15 protein-coding genes are annotated in these 19,995 nt (G+C 70.4%); 7 read left to right on the forward strand and 8 right to left on the reverse strand.

The window, feature by feature from the left end; genetic code table 11:
* Positions 1 to 8: 8 nt before the first annotated feature.
* From zwf to KME78_RS53885, 5 genes are all read right to left on the reverse strand, one after another.
* Positions 9 to 1,382, reverse strand: a complete 1,374-nt coding sequence (gene zwf / locus KME78_RS53865; RefSeq protein ID WP_308127487.1) for a glucose-6-phosphate dehydrogenase — start codon at positions 1,380 to 1,382, stop codon at positions 9 to 11.
* 1 nt (position 1,383) lies between these two features.
* Positions 1,384 to 3,015 carry a glucose-6-phosphate isomerase gene (pgi, locus tag KME78_RS53870; protein WP_219537819.1) on the reverse strand — a complete coding sequence of 544 codons (1,632 nt, stop codon included), beginning with the start codon at positions 3,013 to 3,015 and terminating at the stop codon, positions 1,384 to 1,386.
* Positions 3,016 to 3,086: 71 nt separating this feature from the next.
* The gene (locus KME78_RS53875) at positions 3,087 to 4,793 is read right to left on the reverse strand and encodes an IlvD/Edd family dehydratase (protein ID WP_219537820.1); all 1,707 of its coding nucleotides are present in this window, start codon (positions 4,791 to 4,793) and stop codon (positions 3,087 to 3,089) included.
* Between the two features lie 170 nt (positions 4,794 to 4,963).
* Positions 4,964 to 6,916 carry a hypothetical protein gene (locus KME78_RS53880; protein WP_246654483.1) on the reverse strand — a complete coding sequence of 651 codons (1,953 nt, stop codon included), beginning with the start codon at positions 6,914 to 6,916 and terminating at the stop codon, positions 4,964 to 4,966.
* 63 nt (positions 6,917 to 6,979) lie between these two features.
* The gene (locus tag KME78_RS53885) at positions 6,980 to 7,387 is read right to left on the reverse strand and encodes an ATP-binding protein (RefSeq protein WP_219537821.1); all 408 of its coding nucleotides are present in this window, start codon (positions 7,385 to 7,387) and stop codon (positions 6,980 to 6,982) included.
* Positions 7,388 to 7,495: 108 nt separating this feature from the next.
* On the opposite strand from KME78_RS53885, the gene KME78_RS53890 reads away from it, so the two are divergent.
* The 4 genes from KME78_RS53890 to KME78_RS53905 all read left to right on the forward strand — a co-directional run bounded on the left by KME78_RS53890 (position 7,496) and on the right by KME78_RS53905 (position 13,843).
* The gene (locus tag KME78_RS53890) at positions 7,496 to 9,799 is read left to right on the forward strand and encodes a phosphoketolase family protein (protein ID WP_219537822.1); all 2,304 of its coding nucleotides are present in this window, start codon (positions 7,496 to 7,498) and stop codon (positions 9,797 to 9,799) included.
* A complete protein-coding gene (locus KME78_RS53895; protein ID WP_219537823.1) occupies positions 9,775 to 10,962 on the forward strand; it encodes an acetate/propionate family kinase in 1,188 nt (395 codons plus the stop codon). The genes KME78_RS53890 and KME78_RS53895 overlap by 25 nt, the downstream gene beginning before the upstream one ends.
* 518 nt (positions 10,963 to 11,480) lie before the next feature.
* Positions 11,481 to 12,425 carry a fatty acid desaturase family protein gene (locus KME78_RS53900; RefSeq protein WP_219537901.1) on the forward strand — a complete coding sequence of 315 codons (945 nt, stop codon included), beginning with the start codon at positions 11,481 to 11,483 and terminating at the stop codon, positions 12,423 to 12,425.
* A gap of 398 nt (positions 12,426 to 12,823) precedes the next feature.
* Positions 12,824 to 13,843 carry a hypothetical protein gene (locus KME78_RS53905; protein WP_219537824.1) on the forward strand — a complete coding sequence of 340 codons (1,020 nt, stop codon included), beginning with the start codon at positions 12,824 to 12,826 and terminating at the stop codon, positions 13,841 to 13,843.
* Between the two features lie 19 nt (positions 13,844 to 13,862).
* On the opposite strand, the gene KME78_RS53910 is transcribed toward KME78_RS53905, so the two are convergent.
* The 3 genes from KME78_RS53910 to KME78_RS53920 all read right to left on the reverse strand — a co-directional run bounded on the left by KME78_RS53910 (position 13,863) and on the right by KME78_RS53920 (position 16,841).
* Positions 13,863 to 15,278, reverse strand: coding sequence for a dihydrolipoyl dehydrogenase family protein (locus tag KME78_RS53910; RefSeq protein ID WP_219537825.1), 1,416 nt, complete (start codon positions 15,276 to 15,278; stop codon positions 13,863 to 13,865).
* Positions 15,279 to 15,374: 96 nt separating this feature from the next.
* Positions 15,375 to 15,782, reverse strand: coding sequence for a hypothetical protein (locus KME78_RS53915; protein ID WP_219537826.1), 408 nt, complete (start codon positions 15,780 to 15,782; stop codon positions 15,375 to 15,377).
* 15 nt (positions 15,783 to 15,797) lie between these two features.
* Positions 15,798 to 16,841, reverse strand: coding sequence for a LacI family DNA-binding transcriptional regulator (locus KME78_RS53920; RefSeq protein ID WP_219537827.1), 1,044 nt, complete (start codon positions 16,839 to 16,841; stop codon positions 15,798 to 15,800).
* A gap of 124 nt (positions 16,842 to 16,965) precedes the next feature.
* Here KME78_RS53920 and KME78_RS53925 point away from each other — a divergent pair, with 124 nt between their 5' ends.
* Genes KME78_RS53925 through KME78_RS53935 form a run of 3 tightly spaced genes read left to right on the forward strand, consistent with a single transcriptional unit; the run spans position 16,966 to position 19,993 of the window.
* Positions 16,966 to 18,300 (forward strand): ABC transporter substrate-binding protein, encoded by a 1,335-nt coding sequence (locus KME78_RS53925; protein ID WP_219537828.1) that lies wholly within the window; start codon positions 16,966 to 16,968, stop codon positions 18,298 to 18,300.
* Complete coding sequence (locus KME78_RS53930; RefSeq protein ID WP_219537829.1) at positions 18,300 to 19,187, forward strand: carbohydrate ABC transporter permease; 888 nt, start codon at positions 18,300 to 18,302, stop codon at positions 19,185 to 19,187. The genes KME78_RS53925 and KME78_RS53930 overlap by 1 nt, the downstream gene beginning before the upstream one ends.
* Entirely contained in the window at positions 19,184 to 19,993 is an 810-nt protein-coding gene (locus KME78_RS53935; protein WP_219537830.1) for a carbohydrate ABC transporter permease, read from the forward strand. The genes KME78_RS53930 and KME78_RS53935 overlap by 4 nt, the downstream gene beginning before the upstream one ends.
* The last annotated feature ends 2 nt before the right edge of the window (positions 19,994 to 19,995 follow it).

The raw sequence follows: 19,995 nt of genomic DNA on the forward strand, positions 1-19,995 counted from the left end.
GCGCGGGATCAGTCGAAGGAGTTCGAGATCTCGTGCCACCCGCCGGGCGCGATCTTCTCGGCCTCCTTGGGCCCCCAGCTGCCCTTCGGGTACGGCAGCGGCCGGTCCGGCAGGTCGAGGATCGGCTGGACGATCCGCCACGACTCCTCCACCAGGTCGAACCGGGCGAACCGCCGGGGATCGCCGCTCCCGGCGTCGGCCAGGATCCGCTGGTAGGCAGCCTCCATCGGCCCGAACACCTTGGTGAAGTCGACGCTCACCGGCACCACCCGGGTCCGTTGCAGGCCGGGCTCCTTGGCCAGCACGTCGAACGTCACCCCGGCGTCGGGCTGCAGCCGGAACCTGACCAGGTTGGGGCTCAGGTTCGGGTCGTGCTCGAACAGCGTGACCGGCGGCTTGCGCAGCTCGGCGACGATCTCCAGGTCGGTCACCGGCAGCGCCTTGCCGGAGCGGATGCAGAACGGCACCCCGGCCCACCGCCAGTTGTCGACGTAGGCGCGCAGCGCGACGAACGTCTCGGTGGTCGAGTCCTTCTTGACGCCCTCGGTGTCGAGGTAGCCGTCGTACTGGCCGCGTACCACGTCGTCGGGCTTGACTGCCTGCACGGCGCGCAGCACCCGCCACTTCTCGTCCAGCATGGCGCGGGCGTCCTTGGACGGCGGCGGGTCCATGGCCAGGATGGCGAGAAGTTGCAGCAGGTGGTTCTGGACGACGTCGCGGATCGCGCCGTTGGCGTCGTAGAAGGCGCCCCGGTCGGCCACGTCGAAGTCCTCGGCCATGGTGATCTGGATGCTGCGGATGTAGTTGCGGTTCCAGATGGGCTCGAGCAGCATGTTGGCGAACCTGAACACCATGAGGTCCTCGACCGGCTCCTTGCCCAGGAAGTGGTCGACCCGGCGCAGGTGGTCCTCGTCGAAGTACTTCAGCAACTCGGCGTTGAGCGCCCGGGCCGAGTCCAGGTCGCTGCCGAACGGCTTCTCCACGACGAGCCTGGCGTCCCGGTTGAGGCCCTCCGCGGCCAGCCCCTCGGCCACGGGCTCGAACAGCGCGGGCGGCACGGCCAGGTAGTGGACCAGGAATCCCTTGCCCGCCACCTCGTCGCTGAGCCGGGCGAACGTCGCGGCGTCGCGATAGTCGCCCGACACCAGCCGCAGGTTGCCCGCCAGCTTGTCGAACGCCGCGTCCCGCACGCCGCCGCACGCCGCGCGGGCGTGCTCGCGCAGCCCGTCGAGGTCCAGGTCGGTCTTGGCCACGCCGATGATCGGCAGATCGAACTCGCCTCTGGCGGTGAGCTGATAGAGGGCGGGCAGGAGCATCTTGCGCGCGAGGTCACCGGTGACGCCGAACAGGACGAGCGCGCCCGCGCTCTGGGTCACCTCCACCTCAGACGCGCCTTCCGCGCAGCTCGCGGTAGCGCCGGACGAGCCGTTCGGTGGAGGAGTCCGGGAAGTCGCCCGGCGGTTCTTCCGAGGTGAGCGCGGGCGCCAGGTCGAGCGCCATCTTCTTGCCCAGCTCGACGCCCCACTGGTCGAAGGAGTCGATGCCCCAGATGGTGCCCTCGACGAACGTCATGTGCTCGTACAGCGCCACGAGCTGGCCGAGCGTGGACGGGGTGAGCTTGGTGGCCAGGATCGTGGAGCTGGGCCGGTTGCCGGGCATCACCTTGTGCGGCACGATCTCGGCGGCCGTGCCCTCGCCGGCGATCTCCGCGGCCGTCTTGCCGAACGCCAGCGCCGACGTCTGCGCGAACAGGTTCGCGGTGAGCAGGTCGTGCATGCCCTCCCGGTCCTCGTACGGCTCGGCGAACCCGATGAAGTCGGCGGGCACCAGCCGGGTGCCCTGGTGCAGCAGCTGGTAGAAGGCGTGCTGGCCGTTGGTGCCCGGCTCGCCCCAGAAGATCTCGCCCGTGTCGGTCGTGACGGGCGTGCCGTCGGCGCGTACGGACTTGCCGTTGGACTCCATGGTGAGCTGCTGCAGGTACGCGGGGAAGCGGTGCAGCCGCTGGCTGTAGGGCAGGACGGCCCGGGTCGCGGCGTCGAAGAAGTCGTTGTACCAGACGCCGAGCAGCCCGAGCAGCACCGGCATGTTGGCCTTGAACGGCGCGGTGCGGAAGTGCTGGTCCATGGTGTGGAACCCGGCCAGCATCTCGCGGAACCGCTCGGGCCCGATCGCGATCATCAGCGACAGGCCGATGGCGCCGTCGTAGGAGTAGCGCCCGCCGACCCAGTCCCAGAAGCCGAACATGTTCGCGGTGTCGATGCCGAAGTCGGCGACCTTCTCGGCGTTGGTCGAGACGGCCACGAAGTGCTGGGACACGGCGTCCTCGCCGAGCGCGCCGACCAGCCATTGGCGGGCGACCTTGGCGTTGGTGAGCGTCTCCAGCGTGGTGAACGTCTTGGAGCTGACCACGACCAGCGTGCTCGCCGGGTCCAGCCCGGCCAGGTTGCCGGTGATGTCGGCCGGGTCGATGTTGGAGACGAACCTGGCCGTGATGCCGGCGTCGGCGTAGTCGCGCAGCGCCTCGTAGGCCATGGCCGGGCCGAGGTCGGAGCCGCCGATGCCGATGTTGACCACGGTGGTGATCGGCTTGCCGGTGGCGCCGGTCCAGTCCCGGGAGCGGACCCGGTCGGCGAAGGCGCTCATCTTGTCGAGCACGGCGTGCACGTCGGCGATGACGTCCTGGCCGTCGACCTCCAGCTTGGCGTCCCGGTTCATGCGCAGCGCGGCGTGCAGGACGGCCCGGTCCTCGCTGACGTTGATGTGCTCGCCCCGGAACATCGCGCCGATCCGGTCGCGCAGCCCGGCCCGCTCCGCGAGCTGGACGAGGAGGTCGATCGTCTCGTCCGTGGCGCGGTGCTTGGCGTAGTCGAGGTAGAGATCACCGGCGGTCAGCGTCATCCGCTCGGCGCGGCCGGGATCCTCCGCGAACAGCTCGCGCAAATGCTTGCCCGCCAGCTCCCCGTGGTGCTTGTCCAGTGCCGCCCACTCCGGGCTCTGGGTGATGTCGCCGCCCACTCTTCCTCCTGATGCCGTCAAGCCGATCACATTAGTCCCGTATCCGGGAAGATATCGCGCGGTACTCCAGGTCAGTGGGATTCCCTGCCCACGGCGTCCCCACTCGAACCTGTCAGGAAGTCCAGGTCGACGCCCTTGTCCGCCTGCATGACGTGGTCGACGTACAGGCGCTCCCAGCCGCGGAGCGGGGCGGCGTACCCGGTCACGACCGGCTTCCTGGCCGCCAGCTCGGCGGCGGGGAGGTCGACGTCGAGGCGTCTGGCCGCGACGTCGAGGACGATCGGGTCGCCGGTCCGCACCCGGGCGAGCGGCCCGCCGGCCGCCGCCTCGGGCGCGGTGTGCAGCACGACCGTGCCGTACGCGGTGCCGCTCATCCGGGCGTCGCTGACGCGGACCATATCGCGCACGCCCTTGGCCAGCAGTTTCGCGGGCAGCGGCAGGTTGCCGACCTCGGGCATGCCCGGGTAGCCCTTGGGTCCGCAGCCGCGCAGCACCAGCACCGACGTCTCGTCGACGTCCAGGTCCGGCGAGTCGAGCCGGGCGTTGAGGTCCTCGACGCTGTCGAACACGACTGCCCGGCCGCGGTGGCTGAGCAGTTCGGGCGAGGCGGCGGCGGGCTTGATCACCGCGCCGTCCGGCGCGAGGTTGCCGCGCAGCACCGCGATCCCGGCGTCGGGCAGCAGCGGGTCGGCGCGCCGGCGGATGACGCTCTCGTCCCAGATCTCCGCGCCGGCGAGGTGCGCCACGAGCGGCCGGCCGGTGACGGTCAGCGCCGCCGGGTCGAGCAGGTCCTCGACCTCCTTCAGCACGGCCGCCAGCCCGCCCGCCCTGAACAGGTCGTCCATCAGGTGCCGCCCAGCGGGCTGGAGGTCGGCCAGCAGCGGCACCCCGCGGCCGGTCCGGTCGAAGTCGTCCAGCTCCAGCTCGACGCCGAGGCGTCCGGCGATGGCCAGCAGGTGCACGACGGCGTTCGTGGAGCCGCCGATCGCGGCCAGCGTCACGATCGCGTTGCGGAACGAGCCCCTGGTCATCACCTGGCTCGGCCGGCGTCCCTGCTTGACCAGCTCGACGGCCAGGCGGCCGGTCTCGTGGGAGCGTTCGAGCAGCCGGCTGTCGGGGGCGGGGGTGCCCGCCGTGCCGGGGAGCGTCATGCCGAGGGCCTCGGCCATGCAGGCCATGGTGGAGGCGGTGCCCATCGTGTTGCAGTGGCCGCGGCTGCGGATCATCGACGACTCGGAGCGCAGGAACGCCTCGCCGGAGAGCGTCCCCGCGCGTACCTCCTCGCTGAGCCGCCACACGTCGGTGCCGCAGCCGAGCGGAACGCCACGGAAGTGGCCGGTCAGCATCGGGCCGCCGGGCACCACCACGGCGGGCAGGTCGACCGAGGAGGCGGCCATCAGCAGCGCCGGGATGGTCTTGTCGCAGCCGCCGAGCAGCACCACGCCGTCGATCGGGTTGGCGCGCAGCATCTCCTCGGTGGCCATGGCGGCCAGGTTGCGCCAGAGCATCGCGGTGGGCCGGACGTTGGTCTCGCCGAGGGAGACGACGGGCAGGTTGAGCGGGACGCCGCCGGCCGCCCACACGCCCTGTTCGACGCTGTCGGCCACCTCGTCGAGATGGGAGTTGCACGGGGTGAGGTCGGAGGCGGTGTTCGCGATCGCGATGTGCGGATGGTCCCCGTCGAACGCGGCGTCCGGCAGGCCGCGGCGCATCCAGGCGCGATGGATGTAGGAGTTGCGGTCATTGCCCGAGTACCAGCGTGAGCTGCGGAGCGGCATGCCCTCATCCTGACATTCCGCTAAATGAGGATGAAACCGGCGGCCCGCGCAGGGGCACGGGCCGCCGGGGGCGTGATCTCACCGGCCGCCGGAGCGTGAGATCACGATCCAGGGTGGATCTATCTGTTAAGGCGTTCCATCAAGTTCCATCCAGTGCCATCCCGTTCCATTCACGCTGGGTGATAACTGCATCGCACCCCCGTCTGTACGGCCGAGCGCAGCCGCTCCCCGATGACCGCGTCGGCCTCGCCGATGCGTACCAGGGCCCGCCTGATGGCCTTGCCCACGGCGATCCTGGCCCGCTCCTCGCTCCCCGCGAACTGGCGCGTCCGCCCGGCCAGCCCGGTGGCGGCGGCCAGCTCGTCGATCAGCCAGTCGCGCTCGGCCCGCAGCGTGGCGGCCCGCTGGAGATCGTTCATCTCCTCCAGTTCGTCGATCTCGGCCTGCAGTCCGGACAGCCGCCGCTTGTAGGTCTGCCTGGCCTGCTCGTCCAGCACCGGCTGGGCGGACTCGGCGGCCTCGCTCGCCACCGCGCCGGCGGCCAGGTCCACGGCCGGGATCTCCCGGCCGGGGTTGGCCAGCAGGGTCGCCAGGTGGGCCATGCCGACGATGTGGTCGACGAGCACGGACCGGCCGTCCAGCTCGATCCGCCACTTGCGGCCACGGCGCACGCAGACGACCTCCGCCGGTGGCATCGGGCAGTCGGCGGGCAGCGTCATGCCCATCGACGCGGCCTCCTGCCGGGCCAGTGCCAGGATCCTGCGCGACTCCTCGGTCCCGCGCAGGGCCTGACCGAGCCGCAGGCGGGACAGCGCGACGGCGGGCCAGTGCCCGAGCGCCAGGTTCTCGTGCACGGCGGCCCGCAGGTGGATGATCGCCTTGTCGATCTCGCCACAGGTCAGCATGGCCACGCCGAGCGGATGGTGAACCGAGCCGAGGCAGGTGACACCCAGGCTGACGATGACGGGCAGCCGCTCGAAGGGGCGGAGCACGGCGTAGATCTCGGCCGCCGTGGCCGCGTCGCCGAGCAGGTACGCCGCCTCGATCCCGCCGTACATCGAGATGAGCCAGGTACTGGAGCGAGGCAGCACCGTCAGATCCTGACCGCGCAGCCGGGCCAGCGCTCCCGCCGCCAGCCGCCGCTCCCCCGCCGTGGCCGCGGACACCGCGAGCACCGCCAGCAACGACCTGTCCACCGCGCTGAGGTCCGGCGAGTTGACCATGTCCGTCACCATCGGGACGAGCTCGGCGACGCGTCCCTGATACCAGCGGATGGCCGCGATCTGACCCGCGTACCAGCCCGCGCTGTCGATGTCGCCGGCGGCCGCTCCCCGATCGGCGCAGGCGCCGGCCATCGCCTCGGCCTCCGACAGCCGGCCGCCCCTGATGCTGAGCATGACCTCCATCGCGTCCACGACGAACCCGACCGCCAGGTGGTCCTCCTTGGACAGCAGCCCGCGCAGCTCCACCAGTGCCCGCTCGGCGTGCGGGTCGGCGGCCAGCACCAGGTCCACGGTCCGCCAGAGCAGCCCCATCAGCAGATCGCCTCGGCGCCCCGTCCGCTGCGCCTCCTCGATCAGCTCCTGGGCCAGCGCCAGGCGTAAGGCGCCGTGCTCGGGCCCCAGAACGCAGTGGTGGGCCAGGCTCAGCGCCTCGGCCAGCGCGACGGCGTCGCCGGCTCGCCTGGCCTCCTCGACCATGGCCAGGATCCGGTCGTACCCGCCGCTGCGGTAGTCGTCCTCGCCGGCCAGCCGTACCCGCAGCCGTAACGCCAGCGAGGACTGTGGTCCGACCAACGCCAGAGCCTGGCGCTGGCGGGTGCGCACCACGGCCGCCTCGGCCGCGGTCCGATGCTCGTGCACCCACAGGCCGCCCAGCCCGAGCGCGGCCCGCGCCATGCCGTCCGTGTCACCCTGCTGTTCGGCCTCCTGATAGGCGATGTCGAACCACCGGCGGGCCGCCCGCAGGCTGCCCTCCACATATAGTGCGTGCTCTCCCGACAGCAACGACATCTCAATGCCGTCGCGTACGGCCAATCCCCGCGACCCGCCCATAGGCGTCCTCCGCACCCCGTTGTGGCCGCACACGTTCAACGCGTACGTCCAGCGACTGCGGCCCCCCATCGCTATGACGGATGCTAACCGAATGAGGTTCAACTGGATGGCATCACATTCAACTAAATCGGCTCAAGGGATTTTTATCGCGATCCGTACGGCGGTGCCATCCGGTCCGGTGGTGATGGCCACGCGGTCGGCCAGGCGGCGCATCATCCAAATCCCCCAGTGGCCGCGTGTCGCGGGCACGGGCGGGTCGGTCTTCGGGTCGGTCTTCGGGTCGGTCTTCGCGAGGTAGTGGGACGGCAGGCCGGGGCCGGAGTCGCGGACCTCGCAGAGCAGGCTCACGCCCTCGCGCCACAGGCGGAGCCGCCCATGGCCGCCGCCGTGGAGGAGCACGTTGGCCACCGCCTCGTTCACCACGATCACGAGGTCGGCGGCGCGTTCACCGCGCAGGCCGTGCTCGTCCGCGAGCCTGTACGCGGCGTGGCGCGCCCGCGCCAGATCGCCCTCGGTGAAGTCCATCGCGAACGCGTCCATCGTGCGGAGCCCCCTTGACCTCTCGGCCCGCCGGCATGACTTCACTTCTGCCACAGGAAGCGGCTTCTAATCTGGTTGAGCGGCCTTTCTGGAGGAATCAGCAAAGGCATGGAGCGAATAGATGCCTACTGGCGCGCCGCGAACTATCTGGCGGTGGGCCAGATATATCTGCTGGACAATCCACTACTTACAACGCCATTGACCCCAGAACACATCAAACCCCGTCTGCTGGGCCATTGGGGCACCACACCAGGACTGAACTTCTGCTTCGCCCACCTCAACCGCATCATCCGCGAACGCGACCAGGACCTGATCTACATCGCCGGCCCCGGCCACGGCGGCCCCGGCGCGGTGGCGCACGCCTGGCTGGAAGGCACCTACTCCGAGCGCTACCCGGACATCTCCCAGGACGCGGCCGGGATGCGGCGGCTGTTCCGGCAGTTCTCCTTCCCCGGCGGCATCCCCAGCCATGTCGCCCCGGAGACACCCGGCTCCATCCACGAAGGCGGCGAGCTGGGCTACTCCCTCGCCCACGCCTACGGCGCCGCCTTCGACAACCCCGGCCTGGTCGTGGCCTGCGTCATTGGCGACGGCGAAGCCGAGACGGGGCCCCTGGCCGCCAGCTGGCACTCCAACAAGCTCCTTGATCCCACCCGCGACGGCGCGGTGCTGCCGATCCTGCACCTGAACGGCTACAAAATCGCCAACCCCACCGTCCTGGCCCGCATCCCCACGCAGACGCTGGTCTCGCTCATGGAGGGCTACGGCTACCGCCCCCACCTGGTCGGCCCCGACCACCAGGAGATGGCCGACACGCTCGACACCGTCTTCGACCAGATCACCGACTTCCAGCAGGGCCGGTCCGACCGGCTCCCCATGATCATCCTGCGCACCCCGAAAGGCTGGACCGGGCCCGGAGTCGTGGACGGGCTGCCGGTGGAGGGCACCTGGCGGGCCCACCAGGTGCCGCTGGCCAAGGTACGGGAGAACCCCGAGCACCTGGCGATGCTGGAGGAGTGGATGCGCTCCTACCGCCCCGAGGAGCTGTTCGACGACGACGGCCGCCCAGTGGCGTCGATCCTGGAGACGGTGCCCCCGGGCAACCGCAGGATGAGCGCCAACCCGCACACCAACGGCGGCGAACTCCTCGAACCCCTCCGGCTGCCCGACTTCCGCGACCACGCCGTCGAGGTCAAAGCGCCCGCCACCCAGTCCACCGAACCCACCAAGGCGCTCGGCAGGCTGCTGCGCGACGTGATCACCGCCAACCCGCGTACCTTCCGCCTGATGGGACCGGACGAGACCGCTTCCAACCGCCTGTCGGCCGTGTTCGAGGTCACCGACCGGGCCTGGAACGCCCAGCTCGAACCGACCGACGAGAACCTGGCCCCCGGCGGCCGGGTCATGGAGGTGCTGAGCGAGCACCTGTGCCAAGGCTGGCTCGAGGGATACCTGCTGACCGGCCGGCACGGACTGTTCAACTGCTACGAGGCGTTCATCCACATCATCGATGCCATGTTCAACCAGCACGCCAAATGGCTGGAGTCCTCCCAGAAGATCCCCTGGCGGCGGCCCATCGCCTCGCTCACCTACCTGCTGTCCTCGCACGTCTGGCGGCAGGACCACAACGGCTTCTCCCACCAGGACCCCGGCTTCCTGGACGTCGTGGTCAACAAGAAGGCGTCCGTGGTGCGCGTCTACCTGCCGCCCGATGCCAACACGCTGCTGTCGGTCGGCGACCACTGCCTGCGCTCACGCGACTACATCAACGTCATCGTGGCCGGCAAGCAGCCGGTACTCGACCTGTTCACCATGGACGAGGCCATCGCCCACTGCACCCGCGGCCTGGGCATCCTGCCCTGGGCCTCCAGCGACCAGGGCAACGACCCCGACGTCGTCCTCGCCTGCGCCGGCGACGTCCCCACCCTGGAGACCCTGGCCGCCGCCGCCCTGCTCCACGAACACCTGCCCGACCTCCGCGTCCGCGTCATCAACGTCGTCGACCTCATGCGCCTGCAACCACCCTCAGAACACCCGCACGGCCTCCCCGACGCCGAATACGACACCCTGTTCACCACCGACAAGCCGGTCATCTTCAACTTCCACGGCTACCCCTCGCTCATCCACCGGCTCACCTACCGCCGCCACGGCCACGCCAACCTGCACGTCCGCGGCTACAAGGAGGAAGGCACCACCACCACGCCCTTCGACATGGCCATGCTCAACGACATCGACCGCTTCCACCTGGTCATGGACGTCATCGACCGCACCCCTGGGCTCGGCGCCACCCAGGCCCACCTGCGCCAGCGGATGACCGACGCCCGCCTGCGCGCCCGCGCCCACACCCGTGAGCACGGCGAGGACGCGCCCGACATCCGGGAGTGGACGTGGCCGGACAGATTCTCGTCCTGAACACCGGCTCCTCCTCCATCAAGTACGAGCTGGTGGACGTGGAGTCGCGGGCCCGCCCGGCCAGGGGGCTGGTGGAGCGGATCGGCGAGGAGGAGGGGCGGCTGACGCATCACGCCGGTGACGGCCCGCCGTACGAGCGGAAGGAACGCTTCGGCGATCACGCGGAGGGGCTGGCCGCCGTGCTGGCGGCTTTCACCGACGCGGGGCCCGCGCTCGATCCGGTGGCGGTGGGGCATCGGGTGGTGCACGGCGGGACCCGCTTCCGGGAGGCGGTCCTGGTGGACGACGACGTGATCGGCGCCATCGACGCCCTGTCGCCGCTCGCGCCGCTGCACAATCCGGTGAACCTCACCGGCATCCGGGTGGCCCGCGAGGCCTTTCCCGGCGTGCCGCAGGTGGCCGTGTTCGACACCGCCTTCCACCGGACGCTGCCGCCCGAGGCGTACACCTACGCCGTCCCGCTCGACTGGCGTGACCGGCTCGGCGTGCGGCGGTACGGCTTCCACGGCACCTCCTGCGCGTACGTGTCGGCGCGGGCGGCGGCGCTGCTGGAGCGAGATCCGGCGCGGACGAACCTGATCGTGCTGCACCTCGGCAACGGCGCGAGCGCCACCGCGATCGAGGGCGGCCGCAGCGTCGACACCTCCATGGGGCTGACGCCGCTGGAGGGGCTGGTCATGGGCACCCGTTCCGGCGACGTGGACCCCGCGCTGCCCGGCTACCTGGCCCGCGCGGGGGGCATGGACGTCGCGCGGACGGAGGAGGAGCTGTCGCGCCGCAGCGGCCTGCTCGCGCTCGCCGGCACCGGCGACATGCGAGAGGCCCGGCACCGCGCCGGCGAAGGCGACGAGCGGGCGCGGCTCGCGCTGGACATCTACGGCCGCCGGATCAGGAAGTACGTCGGGGCCTACTACGCGCTGCTCGGCCGGGTGGACGCGATCGTGTTCACGGGCGGCGTAGGCGAACACGACCCGGCCACCCGCGCCGCCGCGCTGACCGGGCTGAACCGCCTCGGCATCACCCTGGACCCCACGCGCAACGAGGCCGCCGAGACGGACGAGTGCTGGGTGTCCGCACCGGAGTCGGAGGTGGCCGTGCTGGTCGTACCCACCGACGAGGAATGGGAGATCGCCCGCGAGGCGCTCGCACTGATCCGTCTGTGACCTGTGCTCTTGACGGTGAGCTCGAATGACTTCGGCGGTGCCTGCGCGGACCAGCCGAGCACGTCGCGTAGGATCGGCAGCGCCCGCTGCCGCGGCGGCAGATGCCGGCTCTTCCCCTTTGAGGGCCGGCTCGATCGTCTCGCACTCGATGACCTGTTCGCCGCATCCAGCAGCTGATCGGGTACGGCACCACCGTCGAGGTGGGCGGCCACCCACGCGGGACCATCTCGGACCCGCTCGCCGAAGTCCTGGAGCCCCAAACCCGTCATGTCCGGCGGAGCGCATCTCCTGACCTCGGCGAGTCGTGGAGGTAGGGCCAGCCCTACCTCCAAGACGGGTGACAGCAGGACTTCGCGATCTCGGTTATCCCGAAATGCTAATAGCGAACGATCAGCAATCGAGTCTGGAGCATCGGAGAATCTGTGACTGACGTGAGCACTACTCGCGCCGCCACGGCCTCGGAAGAGAGGGGGAGCGACTTCGCCCGCCTGTCACGCCGGGTGGCCCAGGCGGGCCTCATGGAACGACGCCCCGTCTACTATGCCGCGCGCATCAGTGTGGTGATGGGCCTCTTCGCGGCAGGCTGGGTGGCGTTCGCCTTGGTAGGCGACTCCTGGTGGCAGCTTCTGATCGCGGTGTTCCTCGCGGCGACGTTCGGCCAAGTGGCCCTGCTGGCGCACGACCTGGCCCATGGGCAGGTGTTCCCGTCCCGGCGCACCAGCGCGAACGCGGGCCTGCTGGTCGGCAACCTCGGCATCGGGCTCAGCTACGGCTGGTGGCAGGACAAGCACACCCGCCACCACGCCAACCCCAACCACGAGGACCACGACCCCGACGTCGCGCCCGACTTCCTGCTCTGGTCGGCGAAGCAGGCCGAGGCCGCCCGGGGACTGCCCAGGTTCATCGGCCGGTGGCAGGCGTTCCTGTTCTTCCCGTTGCTGACCCTGGAGGGTCTCAACCTGCACATCTCCAGCGTCCGTGGCCTGCGCCGCGAGGGGCTCAAGAACCGGACGGCCGAAGGGTTGCTGCTGCTCGCGCACTTCGTCCTCTACCTGGGTGGCGTGTTCGCGGTCCTGCCGGTCGGCAAGGCGCTGCTGTTCCTGGTCGTGCACCAGGCGTGCTTCGGCGTGTACCTGGGGTGCACGTTCGCGCCCAACCACAAGGGCATGCCGGTGCTCACCGCCGAGGACGAGCTGGACTTCCTCCGCCGTCAGGTGCTCACCTCCCGCAACGTACGCGGGGGCCGGGTGGTCAACACGGCGCTGGGCGGGCTCAACTTCCAGATCGAGCACCACCTGTTCCCCGGCATGCCGACCCCCAACCTGCGCAAGGCGCAACCACTGGTGCGGGAGCACTGTGAGTCGCTGGGGGTGGCCTACGTCGAGTGCGGCCTGCTGGCCTCCTGGGGGCAGGCGATGCGACACCTCCACGAGGTCGGCGCGCCCCTACGCGCTCGCCGCTAGCCCTGCGGCGCCCCACCCTTGGGCGCCGCGCCACTTGACTCCCTCGCCCCTCCTCCGCTTTCCCGACTCGTCGGCTCACCGGCTCATCGGCTCACGGACGGGGCGAGGATGTTTTGCACGGCGCGCTCCCACATGCGCGCCGTGCACGCGTACGCGCTGCGCCCCGCCCGGCGCCGCGCACGCCGCACCGCCTTGCGGCGTCCGGGCGCTGCACTTTGGCATGCGCCCCGCGCAACGCCTGCACGCCGCACTTCCACAAGCGCACCACGTGGCGCCACGCACGCCGCGCTCCCATATGCGCACCGCATGGCGCCGTACACGCGGGCCAGGTCTGACCGCGTGCATGGTGTCTCCTCTAACCCCCTGGACCCTCACCTGCCCGCCGATAGGGTGGTGTGGTGATGCGGGTCGGGGTGGCCAGGGAGGTCGCGCGGCGGTGGGTGGCCGAGGTCGGGGCGGGGTTGCCGGGGTTCGGTGGGGCGTTTCTGACCGGGTCGGTGTTGTGGGCGCCGGCGGACGCGGTCTTGGCGGCCAGCTCCGATGTGGACGTGATGGTGGTGCTGGACGTCGCGGAGCCGCCGGTCAAGCCGGGCAAGACGCGATATCACGGCGTGTTGTTGGAAATTTCGTTTATGTCGGCCGAGCGAGTGGCGTCGGCGGAAGGTGTCCTGGGCGACTACCACCTGGCGGGCAGCTTCCATCTGCCCGGGGTGCTGGCCGATCCGAGCGGGCGGCTGGCCGCTCTGCATGAGGTGGTGGCCCGCGAGTTCGCCGACCGGCGGCGGGTGCTCCAGCGGTGTGGCGCCGCGATGGACGGTGTGCGGCGCGCGATCTCCGCCATGGACGAGGCGGCGCCGCCGGCCGACCAGGTGATGTCGTGGCTGTTCGGCACGGGGATCACGACCCACGTGCTGCTCGTCGCCGGGCTGCGGAACCCCACGGTGCGGCGGCGGTACGAGGCCGTACGGGAGCTGCTGGCCGTACACGGGATGCTTGATCAGCACGAGGCGCTGCTGGAGCTGCTCGGCTGCGCGGGGATGGGGGCGGCGCGCGTGGAGCGGCATCTGGGGGTGCTGGAGAAGGTGTTCGACGCGGCCAAGGACGTCCGGGCGGCGTCCTACCCGTTCTCGTCGGACATCAGCGAGGCGGCCCGGCCGCTGTCGATCGACGGCAGCCGGGAGCTCATCGCGCGCGGGCTGCCTCGGGAGGCGGTCTTCTGGCTGGTGGCGACGTACGCGCGGTGCCTGAAGAAGCTGTCGCTGGCGGGGGTGTCGGGCGAGCCGTACGAGGAGGGGTTCGGCGAGTTGCTCGCGGATCTCGACGCCGAGACGTTCGCCGACCGGCGGCGGCGCGGGCAGCGCGTGCTGGACGCGCTGCCCGGTCTTTGGCAGACCGCCGAGACCATCGCACCCGCCTGAACCCCACCAGCCCCGAACGTCAGAGGCCGTACTCCTCCAGGAGGCGCAGCCAGATCTCGCTGACCGTGGGGAACGACGGGACCGCGTGCCAGAGCCGGTCGAGCGGCACCTCGGCGGTGACCGCGATCGTCGCCGCGTGCAGCAGCTCGGCCGCGCCGGGACCGGCGAACGTGACGCCCAGCAGCACCCGGCGCTCCTCGTCCACGACCGCCTTGGCCCGGCCGCGATAGCCGTCGCCCAGGAGGTAGGCCCCCGAGACCTTGCCCAGGTCGTATTCGACCACCCGCACCGGGAACCCGGCCTCGCGGGCGGCGGCCTCGGTGCGGCCGACCGCGCAGATCTGCGGGTCCGTGAACACCACCTGCGGCGCTCCGTACTCGTCCGCTATGTCGCGCATCGCGGGGAGAGTGTCGTCGCCGCCCTTGGCGCGCGCCGCGATGACGTCGCCGCAGGCCCGCGCCTGGTACTTGCCCATGTGCGTGAGCAGCGCGCGGCCGTTGACGTCGCCGACCGCGTACAGCCAGCCGCCCTCGACGGCCGTCGCCCGCATGCTGTCGTCGACCTCGACGGTGCGGCCGCCCGGCAGGCCGACGGTGCCGAGCCCGAGGTCGGCGGTGGCGGGCACCCTGCCGGTGGCCACCAGCAGTTCGTCGGCCTCCAGCGGCGGGCCCTCGGCCAGGTGCACGGTGACCTTGCCGCCGGGCTCCGGCCGCTCGACGCGTGCGACGCCCGTGTGGGCCCGCACGTCGATCCCGGCCTCGGAGAACGACTCGGCCAGCAGCTCACCGGCGAACGGCTCCAGCTTGGACAGCAGCGACCCGCCGCGGATCAGGACCGTGGTCTGCCGCGCGCCGAGCCCGTGCATGGCCTGGGCCATCTCACAGGCGACGACTCCGCCACCGAGGACGACAAGCCGCTCCGGCACCGCCTTGGCGGCCGTGACCTCGTGGCTGGTCCAGGGCTTCGCCTCGGCCAGCCCCGGAATCGGCGGGACCAGGGCGGTGCTGCCGGTGGCCAGCACGACGGCGTGCCGCGCGGTGAGCACGCGTTCGGCTCCACCGTCTCGCGGGGTCACCCGCACCCGCTTGACACCGTCGAGCCGTCCCCTGCCCCGGACGAACTCGATGGGCACGCTGTCGATCCACTCGACCTGCCCCGAGTCGTCGAAATGCGACACCGCCTCGTCGCGCCTGGCGAGCACCTTGCTCACCTCGATCGGGCCGAGCGACAGGCCCGGCACCCGGCCCACCTCGGCCATCAGGTCCACCGGGCGCAGCAGAGCCTTGCTCGGGATGCACGCCCAGTAGGAGCATTCGCCGCCGGCCAGGCGGTCCTCGACGATGGCGGCGGTCAGGCCGCCGCGCACGGCTCTGGCCGCGGCGTTCTCGCCGGCAGGACCGGCGCCGATCACTATGACGTCGAACTCGTCGGTCATGCCTACCTCTCCCATAACGCTCGCCACGCTGCCGCGGCTCTTCCCAGCAGTCTCCCACCGGGTGTCTTCGAACATCGCCAAGGGAGGCCGCCCGGCTCAGTTCTGCTCGGGTACCGCTCCGGGGGGCCAGTTCGCTCCGGGCGGCCAGTTCTGCTCGGACGCCGTACCGGGTGGGTTGGCGATGACGAGCATCTCGCTGCCGCCGAAGTCGCCGACCACCCGGAACCCGGCCTGTACGAGGATCGTCCGCACGGCGAGCTGTACGGCGGTGCGGATGGTCTCGTACTTCACCGTGTCCGCTTTGGCGAGATCAGGAGAGGCTTCCCACGAGACGACCACGCCGCGACCGGGCTCGTGCCGGAGGCTGAGACCGCCGTCGCCCGGTGTCCCGCACGGCCCGTTCGATCCGGGCGGCTTCGGGGGCTCGACGGTGAATCCCGCGTTCGTCAACTCTTGCCGGACGAGATCTTCCAGGTTCGCTGGGTCGTACCGTGCGGGGTTCACCTCGTCCTGCTGCCCTCACACCGCCTTCTCATGCGGGCTTCCCGACGTGGACGGCTCCGTGCTCTCCCGAAATGCCAGTCGATGCGGCACGCACACCTCGTGTGCCTTGTCCGTCCCGCCGCCCAGTCGCTCGGCCAGCAGGTCCACTGCCGACTGCGCGATCAGCGCCTTGTCGGGCGCCACGGTCGACAGTGTGGGCGTGGCGAAGCGGCCGTCCTGGATGTCGTCGAACCCCATCACCATCACGTCACCCGGCACGTCGTACCCCCGCTTGAGCAGCGTCCGCAGGGCGCCCAGCGCGAGCGTGTCGTTGAAGCAGAAGACCGCGTCCGGCGCGCCGGAGTCGAGCAGGCGGCTCATGGCCTCGGCGCCGTCGGCGCGCCCCCAGCGGGCGACCGGCGCGACCAGTGACGGGTCGGCGGGGACGCCGGCCTCGGCGAGCGCCTGCTGGTAGCCCTTCAGCCGCAGGCGGCCCGTCACGGCGACCGCCGTGCGCTGCACGCCGATGGCGGCGATCCTGCGCCTGCCGCGCTCGGCCAGGTGCAGGGTGGCCGCCCGCGCGGCGGCCACGTTGTCGATGCCGACGTGATCGTACGGCGAGCGGCGCGTCCCGATGCGCTCCCCGAGCAGTACCATCGGCGTACGGTCGTCGCGCGCGGCCAGGTCCTTGCCCGTGAGCGCGAGCGGGCTGAACAGCAGCCCGTCGATGAGGTGGTCGCGGATCCCGGAGATCACCACGCGTTCCTTGGCCCGGTCGCCCTGGGTCTGGTCGATGAGCACGGTCCAGCCGCGCCGGTCGGCCGCCTCGATGACGTTCGTGGCCAGTTCGGCGAAGTAGGGGTTGTCCAGGTCGGGCACCGCCAGCGCGACCACGCCGGAGCGGCCCGCGCGCAGGCTGCGCGCCGACAGGTTCGGCCGGTAGGAGAGCTCGGCTATCGCCGCCTCCACCCGGGCCCGTGTCTCGCCGCTGACATGGGGATAGTCGTTGACCACGTTGGACACGGTCTTGATCGACACCCCGGCCAGTTCGGCGACGTCCTTCAGCCTCGGCCGCACCATGCCCCTTTCGCCATCGGCACCCTACCTGGTTTACAACGATGTAACGAACTGGCGCCAACCAATTTACAACGTTGGAACCAACGATGTAGAACGTCCGTAACCTCACGGTCAGGAGTGATCCGGCATGTCCCAAAACGACCTTTCCCGGCGGCGCGTACTGGGCCTGGGCCTTGGTGCGCTGGTCATCGGTGCCGCGGGCTGCGGCGGAGGCGGCGGCGGCGGCCCCAAGCAGGCGCAGGCGCCGGCCACCACGGCGGCGGCCACCGAATACACCGGTCCCTCGGTCTCGCTGAAGTTCTGGAACGGCTTCACCGGCGGCGACGGCCCGGTCATGAAGAAGCTGGTGGACCAGTTCAACGCCGAGCACCCGAACATCCAGGTGTCGATGAACGTCTACCAGTGGGCCGACTACTACGCGAAGGTCCCCGCGGCCGTCTCCGCGGGTCAAGGCCCTGACCTCGGCATCATGCACGTCGACAGCGTCGCCACCAACGCGGCACGGCAGGTGGTCCTGCCCCTCGACGACGTGGCCAACGCGCTCAGCCTCACCGAGGCGGACTTCTCCCCGCCGGTCTGGAAGGCCGGCGTCTACAAGGGCGCGCGTTACTCGATCCCGCTCGACGTGCACCCGCTCGGCATGTTCTACAACAAGGCGGTCATGAAAAAGGCCGGGCTCGACCCGGAGCAGCCGCCCAAGACCGGCGAGGAGTACATGGCGGCGCTGGAGGCGCTGAAGAAGGCGGGCATCCAAGGGCACTGGGCCACGCCGTTCCCGTTCACCGGAAGCATGCAGTTCGGGACGCTGCTCTACCAGAACGGCGGCCGGCTCTTCGCCGACGACGCCGGCGTCTCGCGCTTCGCCGAGGACCCCGGCGTGCAGGCCCTGACCTGGCTCGTCGACCTGATCAACAAGGGCTACAGCCCCAAGAACGTCGGCCAGGACGCCGACTTCATCGCCCTGCAGAACGGCAAGGCCGCCTTCAACTGGAACGGCATCTGGTCCATCAACACACTCAAGGAGATCAAGGGCCTGGAGTGGGGTGTCGCGCCGCTCCCGCAGATCGGGGCGAAGCCGGCGGCGTGGGCGGGGTCGCACCAGTTCGTGGTGTTCAAGCAGCGTACGCCCGACCAGAACAAGCTGACCGCGGCCAAGGTGTTCATCAACTGGATCAGCGGCCACTCGCTGGATTGGGCCAAGGGCGGCCAGGTGCCGGCCCGCAAGTCGATCCGCGACGGCGCGGAGTTCGCGGCGCTGAAGGAGCAGGCCGCGATCGGCACCCAGATCGACAACCTGTACTTCCTGCCGTCGGTGGCGGGCATCGGGGACGCCTCCGCGGTCGTCGACCAGGCGATCAACGCGGCGATCCTGCTCAAGAAGAGCCCCAAGGACGCGCTCACGGAGGCCGCCGCCAAGGCCGACAAGATCCTCGAGGCCAACCGGAAGAAGTACGGCGCCTGATGGCCGCACCTGTGACAGCGATTCCCCGATCGGGCAAGGCGACGCCGTACCTGTTCCTGGCCCCGTACCTGATCCTGTTCTCCGTGTTCGTGCTGGCCCCGGCCCTGTTCGGGATCTGGGTGAGCCTGCACGACTGGGACTACATGCTCGAGGGCAAGCCGTTCGTCGGTCTGGACAACTACACGGCGCTGTTCGACGACCAGTCGCCCGTCCACGGCGACTTCTGGATGTCGATGCGGGCGACCGGGATCTTCACCGTGTTCAGCGTGCCGTTCCTGGTCGTGCTGCCGCTCGGGGTGGCGTTGCTGCTCAACCGGCCCTTCCGGGGCAGGACGCTGTTCCGGGGGCTGTTCTTCGCGCCGTTCGTGCTGGGCGTGGCGGTGGTGTGCCTGATGTGGCGGCTGCTGCTCGACCCGCATCTCGGCCTGGTCGACTGGATTCTCGGCACGCCGATCCCCTGGACCACCGCGACGCCGTGGGCCTGGATCGCGCTGGTCGGGGTGACGGTCTGGTGGACGCTCGGGTTCAACGCGGTGATCTACCTGGCCGGGATGCAGGACATCCCACGCGAGCTGTACGAGGCGGCGAGGGTGGACGGCGCGGGGCGGTGGGGCCAGTTCGTCCACGTCACGGTGCCGGGGCTGCGGCCTGTCGCGCTGTTCGTGGTGACGACGACGATCCTGGCCTCGGCGAACATGTTCGGGCAGTCGTACCTGCTGACCCAGGGGGCGCCGGGCGGGGAAACACGGACCGCGATCATGTACATGCTCCAGCAGGGGCTCAGGGAGTACAAGATGGGCAGCGCCTCGGCCATGAGCTACCTGCTCACGCTGCTGCTGATCCTGATCAGCGTGGTCAACTTCCGGCTGTTCAGGACCCGGTCATGAAGCGCTACACGGGCCTGCTGGCCCTCGCCGTGCTGTTCGTGGGGCCGCTGGTGTGGGCCTTGGGCGTGTCGTTCAAGACGCAGACCGAGGCCACCCGGGTGCCGCCCACGCTGCTGCCCGCCGAGCCGACGACGTCCGCGTACGGGACCGTCTTCCAGGGCACCACGGACACGCCGGTGCTGCGCTGGTTCGCCAACAGTGTCATCGCCGCCACCGGGCACATGCTGCTGGTGCTCGTGGTGTCGTCGCTGGCCGCGTACGCGCTGGCCAGGCTGGAGTTCCGCGGCAAGAAGCTGATGTTCGGGATGATCGTCGGCACGCTGCTGGTGCCGGGGTTCGTCTTCCTCATCCCGCAGTTCCTGATCGTCGACCAGCTCGGCTGGCTGGACAGCCTGACGGCGCTCATCGTGCCGGGGGCGGCGGGCGCGTTCGGGGTGTTCTTCCTGCGGCAGTTCTTCCTCGGGCTGCCGCGTGAGCTGGACGAGGCCGCGGTGATGGAGGGCGCCAACCACTGGCACATCTTCTGGCGGATCACGCTGCCGCTGTCGCGGCCCGCGCTGGCCACGCTGGCCGTGCTGAGCTTCCTGGGCAACTGGAACGACTTCATCTGGCCGATCTACGTGATCTTCAGTCCCGAGTACTTCACGCTGCCGCCGGGCCTGTCGATCCTTCAGGGCGCGTACTCGATCCACTATCCGGTGATCATGGCGGGCGCGGTGCTGGCCAGCATCCCCGTCCTGATCCTCTTCAGTCTGACCCAGCGGTACGTCATCGAAGGCATCTCTCGTAGCGGCCTGAAAGGCTGACA

The sequence above is a fragment of the Nonomuraea guangzhouensis genome (assembly GCF_019396345.1).
In the GTDB taxonomy this organism is placed as follows: Bacteria; Actinomycetota; Actinomycetes; order Streptosporangiales; family Streptosporangiaceae; genus Nonomuraea; species Nonomuraea guangzhouensis.